Source organism: Sphingobacterium sp. JUb20, from assembly GCF_004342035.1.
Lineage (GTDB): Bacteria > Bacteroidota > Bacteroidia > Sphingobacteriales > Sphingobacteriaceae > Sphingobacterium > Sphingobacterium anhuiense.
Genome location: NZ_SLYV01000003.1, coordinates 217198 through 232040 on the forward strand (window position 1 = coordinate 217198; position 14843 = coordinate 232040).

At 36.9% G+C, this 14843-nt stretch carries 17 protein-coding genes; 5 read left to right on the plus strand and 12 right to left on the minus strand.

Annotated elements, in window-relative coordinates:
• Positions 1 to 27 precede the first annotated feature (27 nt).
• The 3 genes from EDF66_RS06845 to EDF66_RS06855 form a co-directional block, all read right to left on the minus strand.
• On the minus strand, positions 28 to 1131 hold the full coding sequence (locus EDF66_RS06845) for an alkene reductase (RefSeq protein WP_132841537.1): 1104 nt from the start codon (positions 1129 to 1131) through the stop codon (positions 28 to 30).
• Positions 1132 to 1198: 67 nt separating this feature from the next.
• A complete protein-coding gene (locus tag EDF66_RS06850) occupies positions 1199 to 2212 on the minus strand; it encodes a zinc-binding alcohol dehydrogenase family protein (protein WP_132841538.1) in 1014 nt (337 codons plus the stop codon).
• Positions 2193 to 2627: a DoxX family membrane protein gene (locus EDF66_RS06855; protein ID WP_132841539.1), complete on the minus strand. Its 435-nt coding sequence runs from the start codon at positions 2625 to 2627 to the stop codon at positions 2193 to 2195. Before EDF66_RS06855 ends, EDF66_RS06850 begins: the two co-directional genes overlap by 20 nt.
• A gap of 705 nt (positions 2628 to 3332) precedes the next feature.
• Here EDF66_RS06855 and EDF66_RS06860 point away from each other — a divergent pair.
• Positions 3333 to 5045, plus strand: coding sequence for an FAD/NAD(P)-binding protein (locus tag EDF66_RS06860; RefSeq protein ID WP_132841541.1), 1713 nt, complete (start codon positions 3333 to 3335; stop codon positions 5043 to 5045).
• 202 nt (positions 5046 to 5247) lie between these two features.
• Here EDF66_RS06860 and EDF66_RS06865 read toward each other — a convergent pair whose 3' ends face one another.
• Entirely contained in the window at positions 5248 to 5910 is a 663-nt protein-coding gene (locus tag EDF66_RS06865; protein ID WP_132841543.1) for an FMN-dependent NADH-azoreductase, read from the minus strand.
• Between the two features lie 75 nt (positions 5911 to 5985).
• Between EDF66_RS06865 and EDF66_RS06870 the strand changes: the two genes are divergently transcribed.
• From EDF66_RS06870 to EDF66_RS06880, 3 genes are all read left to right on the plus strand, one after another.
• Entirely contained in the window at positions 5986 to 7449 is a 1464-nt protein-coding gene (locus tag EDF66_RS06870; protein ID WP_132841544.1) for a PLP-dependent aminotransferase family protein, read from the plus strand.
• 82 nt (positions 7450 to 7531) lie between these two features.
• Positions 7532 to 7969: a GNAT family N-acetyltransferase gene (locus EDF66_RS06875; protein WP_132841546.1), complete on the plus strand. Its 438-nt coding sequence runs from the start codon at positions 7532 to 7534 to the stop codon at positions 7967 to 7969.
• A 68-nt stretch (positions 7970 to 8037) separates the two neighbouring features.
• Positions 8038 to 8475 carry a carboxymuconolactone decarboxylase family protein gene (locus EDF66_RS06880; protein ID WP_132841547.1) on the plus strand — a complete coding sequence of 146 codons (438 nt, stop codon included), beginning with the start codon at positions 8038 to 8040 and terminating at the stop codon, positions 8473 to 8475.
• Positions 8476 to 8799: 324 nt separating this feature from the next.
• On the opposite strand, the gene EDF66_RS06890 is transcribed toward EDF66_RS06880, so the two are convergent.
• From EDF66_RS06890 to EDF66_RS06925, 8 genes are all read right to left on the minus strand, one after another.
• Entirely contained in the window at positions 8800 to 9369 is a 570-nt protein-coding gene (locus EDF66_RS06890; RefSeq protein ID WP_132841549.1) for a GNAT family N-acetyltransferase, read from the minus strand.
• 7 nt (positions 9370 to 9376) lie between these two features.
• A complete protein-coding gene (locus EDF66_RS06895; RefSeq protein ID WP_132841550.1) occupies positions 9377 to 9769 on the minus strand; it encodes a cytidine deaminase family protein in 393 nt (130 codons plus the stop codon).
• Between the two features lie 41 nt (positions 9770 to 9810).
• Positions 9811 to 10245 carry an N-acetyltransferase gene (locus EDF66_RS06900; protein ID WP_132841552.1) on the minus strand — a complete coding sequence of 145 codons (435 nt, stop codon included), beginning with the start codon at positions 10243 to 10245 and terminating at the stop codon, positions 9811 to 9813.
• A gap of 76 nt (positions 10246 to 10321) precedes the next feature.
• The gene (locus tag EDF66_RS06905) at positions 10322 to 10789 is read right to left on the minus strand and encodes a GNAT family N-acetyltransferase (RefSeq protein ID WP_132771320.1); all 468 of its coding nucleotides are present in this window, start codon (positions 10787 to 10789) and stop codon (positions 10322 to 10324) included.
• A 46-nt stretch (positions 10790 to 10835) separates the two neighbouring features.
• Positions 10836 to 11483, minus strand: coding sequence for a type A chloramphenicol O-acetyltransferase (catA, locus tag EDF66_RS06910; RefSeq protein WP_021192221.1), 648 nt, complete (start codon positions 11481 to 11483; stop codon positions 10836 to 10838).
• A 236-nt stretch (positions 11484 to 11719) separates the two neighbouring features.
• On the minus strand, positions 11720 to 12802 hold the full coding sequence (locus EDF66_RS06915; RefSeq protein WP_207898505.1) for a DUF418 domain-containing protein: 1083 nt from the start codon (positions 12800 to 12802) through the stop codon (positions 11720 to 11722).
• A gap of 72 nt (positions 12803 to 12874) precedes the next feature.
• Positions 12875 to 13447: a Crp/Fnr family transcriptional regulator gene (locus EDF66_RS06920; protein ID WP_021192220.1), complete on the minus strand. Its 573-nt coding sequence runs from the start codon at positions 13445 to 13447 to the stop codon at positions 12875 to 12877.
• Between the two features lie 78 nt (positions 13448 to 13525).
• Positions 13526 to 13948 carry a GNAT family N-acetyltransferase gene (locus EDF66_RS06925; RefSeq protein WP_132841553.1) on the minus strand — a complete coding sequence of 141 codons (423 nt, stop codon included), beginning with the start codon at positions 13946 to 13948 and terminating at the stop codon, positions 13526 to 13528.
• Positions 13949 to 14336: 388 nt separating this feature from the next.
• Between EDF66_RS06925 and EDF66_RS06930 the strand changes: the two genes are divergently transcribed.
• The gene (locus tag EDF66_RS06930) at positions 14337 to 14837 is read left to right on the plus strand and encodes a DUF2938 domain-containing protein (RefSeq protein WP_132841555.1); all 501 of its coding nucleotides are present in this window, start codon (positions 14337 to 14339) and stop codon (positions 14835 to 14837) included.
• The last annotated feature ends 6 nt before the right edge of the window (positions 14838 to 14843 follow it).

Consider the following 14843-nt stretch of genomic DNA (forward strand, 5'->3'; position numbering starts at 1 on the left):
TTTCTCCTCCCATCCAGCTCGTATGAATCAGTTCATAAAAGTATAATCTGTATATCCTCGGGCATCGCCTCCTCCAAATAAAGTATGATTGTCTGATATATCATTTAAGAGAGCTTCCAATTTAACACGTTGCGGATAATCCGGATTTGTTAAAAATTTCCTTCCAAAACCTATTAAGTCAACCAAATTGTCTGCTAATAGTTTTTCTCCTTCTTCAGGAGTTTTATTTCCTGTTGCGATGATGGTATTTGTGAATTTTTTTCTCAATTCTAATCTGAATATTTCTGGAATTAAGGGTGCATCTGCCCAATCTGCTTCACAGAGATGGATGTAGGCAATATCTAATTTATTTAATTCCGCTGCGGCTAACATAATCGTATTAAGTATTTCGGCATCGTCCATATCCTTAAAAGTAATGAACGGAGAAAGACGAACGCCTGTTCTTTCTTTCCCTACAGCCACAATTACAGCTTTGGTAATTTGAATTAATAATCGAATCCTGTTTTCTTGAGTACCTCCATACGCATCGATTCTTTGATTGGAGTTGCTCCGTAAAAACTGGTCAATCAAATAACCATTAGCCCCGTGAATTTCTACTCCGTCGAAACCAGCTTCTATTGCATTTTTTGCTCCTTGTGCAAATTCTTGAATGACCACCTCAATATCTTCTTGCGTCATTTCTCTTGGTTCTTCGACAGGTACAAAAGTAGCATCTCCATTGGGTGCACCATCAAATATATAAACATTCGTATCTTTTGCTATTAATGCCGATGGTGCAATAGGCTGTAATCCGTTAACTTTGGAAGATGAAACTCTTCCAACATGCCACAGTTGTAAAAAGATTTTGCTACCGGCATGATGTACGGCTTTTGTTGTTAATTTCCAACCTTCAATTTGTTCTTGGGTATAAATTCCAGGTGTTTTTGCATAGCCCTTTCCTTGTAAAGAAACTTGGGTAGCTTCTGTGATGATAAGTCCTGCAGATGCTCTTTGGGCATAGTATGTTGCCATTAAAGCATTGGGAATATCGCCGGGTTGTGATGCCCTTGAGCGTGTCATAGGAGCCATCAGGAAACGGTTATTTAATGCTATCTCTTTCAGGATATAGGATTCGAAAAGTTTTGTAAACATTTTATTTCGTTTTGTAAATATTTTATTGATGCTATTGTGCTAAAGCTGGGGTAATCTGTATTTCGGGCTAAAATTTTAGTACTACTTTACCGATTGTTTTCCCACTTTCCAATAGACGGTGCGCCTCTTTTAGGTTATCTGCCGTAAATCCTTCTATGGTCGTATTAAGGGTTGACTGTAAAGTCCGGGCATCCAAGAGTTGGGCAATTTTGTTGAGAATATGATGCTGTTCTATCCTGTCTTCTGTTTGAAACATGGAGCGTGTAAACATGAGCTCCCAATGAAAGCTGACACTTTTGCCTTTTAGCTGACGGAGGTTTACCGGTTCTGTAGGATCGCTGATTGAACCTATTTTTCCCTGTGGTTTGATGAGTGCCACCATCGCATCCCAATATTGATTTACATCTACAAAATCTACAATAATATCTACCGAATCAAAACCGGTATTTCTTACTTCGTTCACTAAATCTTTGTGGTTCACAACATAGTCTGCTCCAAGTTTTTTGCACCATTCAATTGTGTCTGGTCTCGATGCTGTTGCAATAACTTGTAATCCTAAGATGTTTTTAGCCAATTGTATGGCCACGGAACCCACGCCACCTGCACCGCCGATAATCAATATGGACTTACCTTTGTCTTTGTCAGGATCCAGCCGTAAACGGTCAAACAAAATTTCGTAGGCCGTAAGTGCTGTTAAAGGCATTGCAGCAGCTTCTGCAACGCTTATCTTTTGGGGAGCAAAGCCAACAATGCGCTCGTCCACCAGTTGATACTCCTGATTGGAACCGTCTTTTGTAATGTCTCCTGCGTAGAAAACATGATCTCCTTTTTTGAAAAGCGTCGCTTTATCTCCAATTTCTTCCACAGTACCTACAGCATCCCAACCAATGATTTTTGGTTCGTTCAAGACGATGTCTTTTGCGGCGCCCTGTCTAATTTTATAATCGACCGGGTTGATGGAGATGGCCTCGATTTTTACTAAAATATCATGTCCTGTTGGTGGAATTATTTCTTTTTCAAATTCAATGAAGCTTTCTGCTTCGTTGATCGGTAATGATTTTTTAAATCCTATTGCTTTCATTTTGTCTAATTTTGTTTTTAAATAAGTGGTCTGCGGCATAACTGTTATTATTTATTTTGGTAATCAATTGGTAAAAAAACAAGGCATAAATCATTTGTATACCCATTGCTTCCCAATTTTCAATAGTGCTGCTTCCAAATAGTAATAAAATAATAAGGATAGCACCAGCAACACTTGTGCGATATGTAAATAAACCAATGATGAGCAGTAATCCAATGAGGAATTCTGCGAAAGGCAAAGCCAGTCCGAATATTTTGATCGAAAGGGAAGGAAGCCAGCTTTTTTGAAAATTGGTCACCATGTTATCACTAAAAGCATCAAGTTTTGGAATACGCGCTAAGCCGTGTCCCAGCATATTGACACCCATTGCTACTCGCAGTAAAGCATAGGCGACCAAAGAATTATTTGTCTTCATATCTGTTTTGATTTATATCGATTTAATTTTTCAATAGTTTTAAATTACAGTACAAAATTAGAGTCGCAAGGCTAGGGGTTTTAGTAAATTTAAATGTTTTTTTTGTATAAATTCATTGTTATGAACCGAATGGGTCTGGATACCGAAGTGCAACAATCTATTGCAGGTGCCAGATCTGATCGCTGGGGTGAAAATTAGGAACGAAGTTATCGGAATGCAGAAAATGATGCTGTAATAAGTATAAACTATTGGGATAGGTGGTTTATGCCTGTTGGCTTCACACAAATACTTGATTTTACCGTTAGCAGAACTTTGCTAGCGATACGTTGTTATCCTTGCGAATATGCGATGCGGTGTTTATAAGAATTGAGGTATTTCCCGGAAAGGATCTATTTTTAAAATTTTAGCGAAACAATAGTCGAGCTGAAATTTGGACCATATGCTCTTTTATTCAACATGAATGAGGAGGAGAGCGAGACTACCTTTTTTTAAGGTTTCCTCATGGAAAAATTGTCGGAGAGCATAATACTTGGATCATCAGGATCGATCATTCGGAGAATATTATTTAAGCTCATGGGAAAATGAAAGTGACCTGTAGGACACAATGTAAAAATCGACCTTCCACAGTATGCCGATAGCATATTTGATGGAAAGTAAAATCAGTAGAAAGTTGACGTGTAAAATTAATCAATAGCCTTAAATTGTATGGACAATCAAAAATTAAGTTCCATTGCGCTGATCGGTGGGGGGCCAGCCGCTTTATTTATGTTAAAGGAGATTGTCAACCAAAATCTTGCGGTTGAACATATCTCCATTTTCGAAAAAAATGAACGTTTGGGAGTTGGAATGCCTTATGGTAAATATGGGGCCCGTAAGGAACACTTGGCCAATGTTTCGGCCAACGAAATTCCAGCATTAATTGACGACGTCCCGACTTATCTGTCACGTTATGCTGGAACTGATTTTCCGGATTACTATGCGCATGGTAAATCGAATCCCTACCAGGTTTTACCAAGGCTTCTTTTAGGGGATTATCTTGAAAATCAATTTCACCAATACATCGCCTTGGCCATCAAGCGTAAAATAAAGGTGGAGGTTTTTACCGAGACCGAAGTGATTGATCTGGTATATGATAGGGCAAATGAATTTTACTCCGTATTTACGGCCACTGATGATGAATATGAAGCTGAAATGGTTGTTATCTGTACCGGGCATTATTGGCCCGAAACTTTTGAAGGAAAGATAAAAGGGTGGTACGATTCGCCCTATCCACCTACTAAATTTGATCAAATGACTAATTTTCCGGTAGCTATTAAGGGTGCTTCTCTAACTGCTGTCGATGCCGTAAAGACATTATCTCGTCTGAACGGCCGTTATATCGTTGAGAATGATCAGGTGAGTTATATACTGCATGAAGAATCGCCCAATTTTTCGATCCATTTATTTTCCACAGGTGGTTATCTACCTGCACTGCGTTTTCACTCGGAAGAGGAGCCTTATGCGGTATCCTGGTCCATGACACTGGATGAGATTTATGAATACAAAGAGAAAAATGATGGTTTTGTAGATCTTGACTACGTTTTTGAGCGAAATTTCAAATGTCCGTTGCAGAAAAGTGATCCTGCTTTTTATGAAAAGATAAAAAAAATGACGATTGAGGAGTTTGTGGAAGAAATGTTGCGCATCCGAAATGAGCTTGACAGTTTTACGCTTTTTAGAGCGGAATATCTCGAAGCAAAAAAATCCATTGACAGAAGACAGTCTATATCCTGGAAGGAAAAACTGGCTGCTTTTAGCTATGCTATGAACTATCCTGCTAAACACTTCTCTGCAGAAGATATGCTTCGGTTGCGGAGGGTTTTGATGCCGCTCATCAGTGTGATCATTGCTTCTTTGCCTCAGGAATCCTACAGAGAAATTATTGCATTATATGAAGCTGGTGTCATTGACCATATTCAAGTCGATAAAGCTAGTCAGGTAGACCCTCATCATGATTTCGGTGCCATTTATAGCTACATGGACACTGAGGGTAAACAAAAGAAAACGCATTATCAATTATATGTTGACGGTACAGGACAACAACCATTGGAATTTAATGACATGCCGTTTGAAGGGATCAAAAACGAGGGGCTGATCAGTACAGGATACCTGAATTTTAAGAATAGGGCTGAAGGGGAAAAGTATTTTAACGAAAAGGGTTATCATGTGAAAAGTAGTACTAACAATTTTTATATGCAGGTAAAGGGACTGAGTATTAATGACCATTTTCAGGCACTTGATGCTTTTGGAAGTGCTACTAAAAATCTATTTATTATGGCTGTACCATTTATTGGTGGGCTGAATCCGGATTATTCAGGTCTTGACTTCTGTGACACTGCAAGTGAGCGTATAGTGAAGTTCATCAAGAATAAGGGATAAGATTTTTAATTTTGATATGTGGCGTAATGCTATGAACGGTCTCCTCGGGGACATTTATAAAAGTTTTCTATTAAAGAATCAAATAAGCATATCCAGTCCGTTTAGTCTCTTCTTTCTGTTGGACAATTCTTCGCATTTTGGAGCTTTTTAATTACGCTTCTAATAGTGTATTTATCTGAAAATCAACATTTATGTAACTATATTAAGAGCTAATGGATTCGATAAGCTGAATCGTTTCTTGATGTGCTATGGCTATGTTCTTGTTGTATTCTTCTTGATTATTTGCAGCTCCATCAAGGGTTATGACATGAATTTCATCGATTCCCATGACATTGAAAACCCTTTTTAAATAATCGGTCTGAAAATCGATGTGCTCATTATAGCCACCTTTTTCATATCCCTGAGATCCTCTTGTCAGTAATAAAACGACCTTTTTATTTGTTAGGAGTCCAATATATGGATTTTGGATATTATCGGGATTGTATTTCCAGGTTTCGTTGATACGAACTATTTGATCAATATAAGCTTTTAGACTACTGGGTATCGACCAATTATACATAGGTGTAGCAACAACAATGATATCGGCATCTTTTAATTCTTTAATGTATTCATCGCTTTTTTTTAAAGCATTGAATTCATCCTGCGTTCTGTTTTCTATTGGTTTAAATGCTGCGCTGATCCATTCTTCTGTGATATGAGGTATGGATTGGTTTCCCAATTCGCGATGTTGAATTTTAGTATTTAACTGTATTTTTTGCCAATGTCCGATCAAGGTTTCGGATAGATTTCTACTTTTAGCGTTTCTATTTCTTGCACTTGAATTAATCACCAGCAGGTTTTTTAATTCCTTATTCTGTGAGCTCATATTTATTTTTTTGACAAAAATAGATGTAAATTGACTTACATTTGTATACCAAAAAATATATAATATACAGCCCAGATGTTACCTTATAAATCTTTAATACATATTGACAGATCGTCTTCTGTATCGCTCTATATTCAGGTGTGTAATCATTTTATAGCATTAATAACAGATGGTACCCTGCAACCGGCCGATAGATTACCGAGTACCCGAAATCTGGCGTTATTGATCGGCATTGATCGAAATACAGTTAAATTGGCCTATGAAGAATTAATTAGTCAGGGTTGGACGGAATCTGTGGAACGAAAAGGCGTGTATGTCTTATCTAGTTTGCCTATTCTAACGAAAAAGGATAGGCATGAAGTAAAAACCCAAACGGAAAAGCAGGATGCATTTGTATGGACGAATAAGTTTACACATACCATTTTAAGTAAGAATTATCAAAAAACGCAATTAGCAATTGATGATGGTTTTCCGGATGTCAGGCTTCCTCCAATAGATGAATTAATGCGGGAGTACAGAAGTATATCCCGAAAATTCTATGGCCGTAATTTCTTAAAATATGGTAACGCAAAAGGGTCCGAAAATTTAAGAGAGTCGTTATGTGACTATCTTTCTACAACCCGTGGATTAAATGTTAATGCAGATGATATGCTGATTACCAAGGGAAGCCAGATGGGTATTTATCTATCGGCTCAACTACTGCTTGAACAGGGAGATCTGATTGCAGTAGGGGTTTCAAATTATGCCACGGCTGATGAGATTTTTAAACAAACCGGTGCCCAGCTGTTAAGGGTTCCAATGGATGAGTATGGAATGGATGTCGATTACCTTGAAAAGATACAGAAGAAAAAAAAGATAAAAGCAGTCTATCTAATTCCCCATCATCACTGCCCTACGACCGTTACGTTGAGTATGGAACGCCGGTTGAAATTTCTGATGCTTGCTAAGGCGCATAAATTTGCAATTATTGAAGATGATTATGACTTTGATTTTCATTATGCCAATAAACCTTTTTTGCCTTTAGCCAGTATAGACCATAATGAAAATGTTATCTATATCGGATCGGTCACTAAAACTTTTGCTCCTGCACTACGTATTGGATTTATGACTGGGCCATCCAGTTTTATTCGTGCCGCTACGGTCTTAAGAGAGCTTATCGATAGGCAAGGCGATACGATTTTGGAGGAAGCTTTTGCTTCGTTATTTAAGGAAGGGGAGATGAATAGATTTTATAGAAAAGCATTGAAGATCTATAAGGCTCGAAGGGATATGTTCTGCGAACTGCTCAAGGTTCATTTTGCGAATGAAATTGAATTTAAAGTTCCGGAGGGAGGATTAGCGGTATGGTCCGTTTTTGATAAAGCAATCGATCTAGTAAAATTATCCGATAATGCTTCAAAAAATGGGCTTTTTATTGACAATGGTCTGTTTTATAAAAATGAATTATTTGCAACAAACGGACTTCGAATGGGCTTTGCTTCATTAGATGAAAAAGAGCAAATGGAAGCTTGTGCAATCTTGAAAAAAAGTATCAGGTAATTTGGATCTGGGCTGTCCTTTATTAGAAATCTGGTCTATTTAGTTCTTCAAAATGTGTTTTAATTTTACAAAAAAATAGAACATGGAAGATACGTATGAGATTAAAACTATTCAGTCAGCGCTAGAAATGCAACAGTGCTTAGAAGTTGCTCTGGTACTGAGACCCCATTTATCCAAAAGCAAATGGTCGGATCGTATAACGGAAATGGTTGCCCATGAAAAATATACGTTAAAGGGAATTTTTAAAAAAGAGCAAATTATTGCTTTTATTGGTTATCGTATCATGACAACTCTACACAGTGGACATATCATTCATATTGATGATCTATGTACGTTAGAAAGTTATAGAGGCCGCGGATTTGCCAGCCACTTATTAACGCATGTTAGGGAATTGGCTTCGTCTCAACATATGGATGCAGTAGTTCTGGATACCGGTTTTGATAATCACACAGCACAAAAGCTCTATTTTAACCATGGATTTGCGCTCTCTGCTGTGCACTTACATGCTTATTTAAGGTAATGTTTTTGGACAACTACGTGTTCTGTTGTGAGATGTTAAGGAATGATATAATTTAAAAGATTTGAAAAATGAAAAAACGTATTGATTTATCCGCTGTAACCGCAGGTGTTTATAAAAGAATTATAGCACTAGATACTGCTGTTCAAAATTCAGGATTAGATAAAACCCATCTGGAACTTATTAAAATTAGAGCTTCCCAGGTAAATGGATGTGCCTTTTGCCTCAATATGCACACCAGCGATGCTTTGAATCAAGGCGAAACGGCACAACGCATATTTTTATTAAATGCTTGGAGAGAGACCGAGTTATTCTCGAGAGAAGAACGTGTTATTTTGGCTATGACCGAAGAAATCACGCTGATCAGTCAAAATGGATTGTCTGAGGAGACCTATGAGCAGGCTGCTCAGCTGTTTAATGAAGAGTATGTTGGTTTGATTATAATGGCGATTATTACGATCAATGCATGGAACAGGGTGGCGATCAGTACGCATAAGCCTTTAGATTAATCTTTTGCTTCGCTACCAACTTTTTGTGTTTTAAGGCTATACCTTTAAAAGGTATAGCCTTAAATTTTTTATTTTGCTTAAACAAAAGTTATCTTTTAGAAACTGGCCTATGATAGGAGAGCGCTTTTGAAGTGCTGGATTACGCTGCTATAAATGGTTCTTATAATTCTTAATGTTTATGGTTTTTCCGAAACTACAGGGGTGTTATTCCGGTTTGTTTTTTAAAAAAGCGGTTAAAATATGAATCGTCTGTGAAGTAAAACTCTTTGAATTCCTGCGGGTTTTTAATTTCTTGGATATCGGAAGCTTAGACATATTTTGTTATTAGGATACGATTTTTACAGATTTGAGGTAGAACTCTTTAGGCTCCAGGTTGTGATAAATACTCAGAAAATCAGTTTCGATGTTAATACTTTCCAATCCTGCTTCTATAGGCATATACAAGAGACGTAAGTCGACACCTACAACATTGGCTGTTACTGTAGTCATCTGCGCGGCATTTCTTAAATAAAAAGCTATTCGTTTTTCTCTTATTTCCTGCTCTTCCTTATCTCTGGCTTTTTCCTGAGCTTCACATTCTATAATGAAGCCTTTTACTTTTATAGTATGTGCCAATTCCTGAAGAAAAAAAGAACCAATTCCCTGACCTCTTCCGCTATCTCGGGTGACAGCAAAATAGTCTAATAACTGCAAATTTTTGTCTTTCCACATAAAAGTCGCATAAGCTTTTACCTGCGAATCTTCTTCCAATATATAAGCGGCATATTTATTAGCCGCGAACGCATTTTCGATAACATATAACGGTTTTACTTCCTCTTCAGGAAAATCTGCTATAAGATGCTGCTGATATATGGTACTAAATTCTGTAAAGTTAATTTCTCTTATTTTTTTCATTTTCCTTTTACCACTCTCGTTCTAAACCTTCTTTCCAATCGTAAGGCAATAATTCTCCCAGGGTTTTAAATATCCCATTCTTCACTTCTATTGTAGTCTGAAGATTTTCTTTAGCTAACTGACTGATCAATTCTCTGCATCTGCCACAGGGGGGGAAGGCATTTCCATTTTCATCTACGGCTACGATAGATCTGATTTGGCTTTCTCCGTTTTTCAGCATTTCTGCTACAGCACTGTGTTCGGCGCAGCATCCCATTGAACAGGCGGTATCTATACTGATTCCGGTGTAAATATTTCCACTAACGGTTTCAATAGCTGCAGCAACACCACCATATGCAATGAAATCATTTAATCTCTTGGGACGGGCATATTTTTGTGCGATTTGTTTTAAAGTTCCCATATCCTCTTTTAATTTGTTTTAAGATTATTTGGATCATCCGATTATTTGGCCTTTATCCATTCCATTCGGCAGTCTGTTGCGCCTGTATTTTCGTCCAACATTTCTTCGATAATCCGAAAACCGTGTTTCTGATAAAAATGGATTGCTTGTTCATTCAAGGCGTACACATTTAACGAAAGCTGATCACATTTTGTCTTTATGAACTGCAGAAGTGTAGAACCGTATCCTTCTCCTTGATGAGCAGGACTTATAAACAGGGCTGCAATATGATCGTCTACAACTGATACAAAACCTTTAATACTATTCGATTCATCTTCCAAAATCCATGTTTTACTGGATGGTAAATAAATATCTTTCATCTTTTGAGCGCTATTGATCCAGAAGGATGAATCTATAAAATGATGTGCTTTTATTGAAGCTTCCAGCCAGATATCAATTAAATGACTGTAGTCATCTTGTACAGCAATTCTTATCATATTAAATTCTTAAGGGTTTTAAGTCGTTCCATATATTTTAATTTAACGATAGCGTTTTATTGAAATCAATAAGTTGCTATTTTATTTTCATTCGCATAGATTTACTAAAGGTTTCAAAACCTTCACGCAGATACAATGCCTCTGCTAGGGTATTTTTTGCCAGTACACTTAGTTCTAGATAATCTGCTTCCTGCTCTTTTGCCCATTGCTTGATGCGGTCAATCAATGCTTTTCCAATTCCTTTTCCGCGCATATTCTGATCAACCACAATATCCATTAAATACATGCATTTTAACGGAACAAAACAATTATAGGGCGGGCTTTCCTCTAATTTTGCAATGGCAAAACCTTTTGCCTCTCCATCTATAGTGTAAATGAATGCAACAAAATTATCTGCTGCGGCAACTACTTGCTGAAGAAAAGCTTCATCCTGAAGGGCAGGCTGAAGGTAATCCGGTTCATAGTTTGCCAGCTGTTCAAATAGCAGGGAATAAAGTATTTTTATCTGTGGAAGATCTGCCGGTGTTGCTTTTCTAATATCCATATGTTTTTCGAGCTAAATTAAAATCGATTTCATTATCTTTTTAGCTTTATTTGAGCGTCTGAATGGTCGTGCAAAATTCCTGTAAGGTGTTGATCAATTTGGCAACATGTAGGCCATCGCAAACGGCATGGTGCACTTGTATGGCCAATGGCATAAGGATTTTGTTTCCTTCCGTCTGGTATTTTCCAAAAGTAAAACTGGGGGCAAAATAGTCCGTAAAATCAGCAATATTGAGGTTAAAACTCTCAAAATGAATCCACGGAAGTGCCGAAATATTAAAATGATTTTTGGGAGCTTTTTCAGGGAGGAAGCTCCTGTTGTTTTCATTTCTTTGAAGGACCGCGTTATAGCTGGCTATAAAATCCTGGAAGCTGTCCGTATAGGGTACAGAAAGTGCAGAAAAAGTTTCTGTGTCCTGATGAAGGACGGTATAAACCGGGTTTACAGAATCCCAAATAATCAAGTCACCATCTTTCATTGCCATTTTAAACTCAGGATGTTGGTTCACGGCTTTTGACAGCAGATAAATCATCACAGGATAAAATTTAAATCCCTGTTCTTTTACAAAAGGAATAACCGCTGAAATATCTAATTTAACGGTCAAACTGAATCCGCACTTTATCGCATCACGATAAGCATCAAAGTGTTCCTTCCGGTTCCACTTTTCTATATTTACTGTTTTGTATGCTGTCATGATCGTATTGTTTTTTTAATAGGTGTATTTTTATATGCCTAGTTTGTTTTGAGTTATTGGATACAAGTTACAAAATATGCCAGACAAGAACGAAATGTGAAATTCTACGCCGAGAAATTGTATTTAACGCCACATTATTTAACCACATTATGAAAGTCTGAAACTAGAAAATGCATGTTGCAGAGGATTGGCCGTGTGGTTGTAATACAGGCTAAATCATTATCGCCATTCAGGTATCAACTTGATATTTTTCTCATCAGCGTTTCCAAGGGGCCATTCTTATATTTTGTCTTCCATATTTTGCTGAAATAGTAACTGAAGATAAAATATACTATAGAGAATGTCAATATCCACAAGGGGTGTACAGAAGCTGTTTGATTGATCTTTGCTCCATAGGGTTTACCGGAGAGGAGTGAAAAAATAATCATTCCGATGGTTAAGTGCGCGATGTAATGGGTGAGGGTCATTTGTCCAGTTGTTGCTAAATTTTGGATAAATTTATTTTCTAAAAAAAACGAACTGCTATACATGAAGCCTGCGATCAGCATCAGTCCAAAACCTATTGTGCTCAACAAAAATGGTAAAAGGGGAGGAAGATAATCTGCAGTAATGATATCTATCAATTCTTTATTGGTAAAAATATTTTGTGCGCAGATCTGTAATATGGTAATGGGTATAAAAAGTGCGGCTCCTAATAGAAATACCTTTTTTTTTGTGATCAATAATGTCCAATTTAATCTGCCGAGATACATTCCGGTGGTAAAATAGGCTATCCAAGGAAAAACACTGTTCCAGCCATTGTAAAATGTGTTTCGTATAAATCCCGATATCGACCATAGATCGGTATATTCAAGCGTATCAAAGTTCCATCCTTTTTCGAATGGAATAATAAGCATTAACACATGGAAAACTAAGATTGATAGAATACTAGCGATCAGGTAATATCTTGTGGGTAAAAATAAAAGAAAAGTGGCAATGAATAGGTATAATCCATAGAAATGCAGGATATCTGCTGGCCACCATATGCTGAGCAACAATCCTAAAACGAATAGGAACAATGCTCTTTTTAAAACAATATGTCTTAGTTTTTTCTTCTCCTCGTGCGTATAATGTGGTCTATTGGTCATCAAAGCTATTCCCATTCCTGCAAGCATGACAAATATAGTACTTGAATTTCCACTGAAAAGCGATAGAAATTTTCCGACCGGACTTGTGTCGTTATAACTCCCAAACACCATATTAAAGTTGACAATATACATTCCAAAAATGGCATATGCTCTAGCTAAATCAAACCCAATAATTCTACTTTTGTTACCCACAATATTGAATGTTTAAATGAAAATCAAATTTCTAAGATTGAATCTACATTCCATTTGACTTACGTCAAATAATCAAATTTTGGATCTGATTCTGCTCAGCGTTTCCAGGGATATGCCTAAATAAGAAGCAATATAGGTAAGTGGAACTTCAAGAATAATGTGAGGCTGTTGCCGGAGTAACTGTAAATATCTCTCAGTTGCATTGCGTGTTCGAAATTCAAATAACCTTTTTTCGAGCCACATCGCATAATATTCTGTCATCATCAGATCAAGTTCAACCAGTTTTGGGAACTTTGCTTTAAGTATCTGAAATGATTGCGCTTCGGTCTGGTAAACGGTTACATCTGTGACGGCTTGAATAAATTCTTTACTGGGTTTTTGAAGTACATAGCTATCAAATGAAACCGCAATATCATGTTCAAAAATAAGCTCGGTTGTAATTTCCTTCGTATCATTCCAATAGAATTTTCGTAGAATTCCCTGTTCAATCCAGAAACTATACCGACATAGTTTATCTTGATGTAAGAGAAATTCCCCTTTTTTATATCTTTTTAATTCTCGAATATTTTCTAAAGCGGATAAGGTTTCAGAATCTAAATTTTGAATCAGTTCATCTATTTTTTTGAGTTGTATTTCTTCGGTCATATCCGCATGGTCTTTTTCATTTTCTTATGGCAAGCTAAACTACGCTAAAATAATGAGGCGTTTGGGTTAAAAGCAAGATTATAATCCCATATGCAAAATCGGATATGCTTTACCTTGTCCATCAATTTCGGATCTGTTCAGTATCTGAAATCCGATATGCGTATAAAATCCAACGGCTTGTAAATTTTGTTCATTAACATCCACTTTGGAGATCTTGAAAAGATCTATACCGTGGGTCACCAGCTTTTTTCCGATCCCCTTGCCACGAGCATTATGGTGAATAAATAGCATTTCAAGATTTTCACCAGAAATCCCCATAAATCCAATTAAAGTCCCATTGTCTTCATATCCAAATAGTTTAACATGTTCAAAATAATTTGGGATATGTTCTTTATAATAATTGAAATCTTCTTCTTTAAGAAAATCGTGTGTATTTGATACTGCACTCTCCCATATTTTTATCAGAGTGGGATAATCTGTTATGTTAATTTTTCTAATCATGCTCGTATATATTAGTGAACAAAATTCTGTTTTTTTTTACAGTAAACGCTGAACTCAGGTTAAAAAATGTACTTATATATGCCGCTTAAAGCTTGAGGGGTAATATCCTGATAAGAGGCAATATACTTGAATGGGATATAATTTAATACAGGACCCTATTCATAGTATGATAATCTAAACCTGATAAAGTTAATATTTATTGCTGTTCCCTGTTGCGATTCCTTTGATTTGTGCAGTTTTCCCAAGGATATGTGTCAGTTATTATCGGTTGAAGCATGCTAACTTTGAATCATTAAAATGTTAGAATGATGGCACAGGAAAATCATAACCTCAAAAGTGGATACAGCCAATCAGTAAAGAGAAATTAATTTTATAAAATAACAAGCGCATGAACATCCTATCACAATACATCAGTTATTCCATATTTATCGGCGTTGGTGCCACGATTTTTATGGATTTGTACGCTTTATTTATCAAAACTGCTTTTAAAATTCCCTCTTTGGATTATGCTCTTGTAGGGCGTTGGATAGGTCATTTTAAACAGGGTGTCTTCGCTCATAAAAACATTGTGCATGCTGAAAAAATCACTGGTGAAAGGGCTTTGGGCTGGATGGCACATTACCTCATCGGTATTTCATTTGCGCTTTTACTTTTATTGATCTGCGGGCTGGACTGGTTGTACCAACCTACATTTTTAGTTTGTATAATTGTCGGAGTTGCGACTACTGCAGCTCCTTGGTTTATGATGCAGCCTGCGTTTGGTTTTGGCATCGCCGCATCTAAAACTCCTAAACCTGTCACGGCGCGATTAAGAAGCTTACAGGCACATGCTATATATGGTTTTGGATTATATATAGCCGCATTACTCTTGAATAAGCTCATTTTATAACCAGAT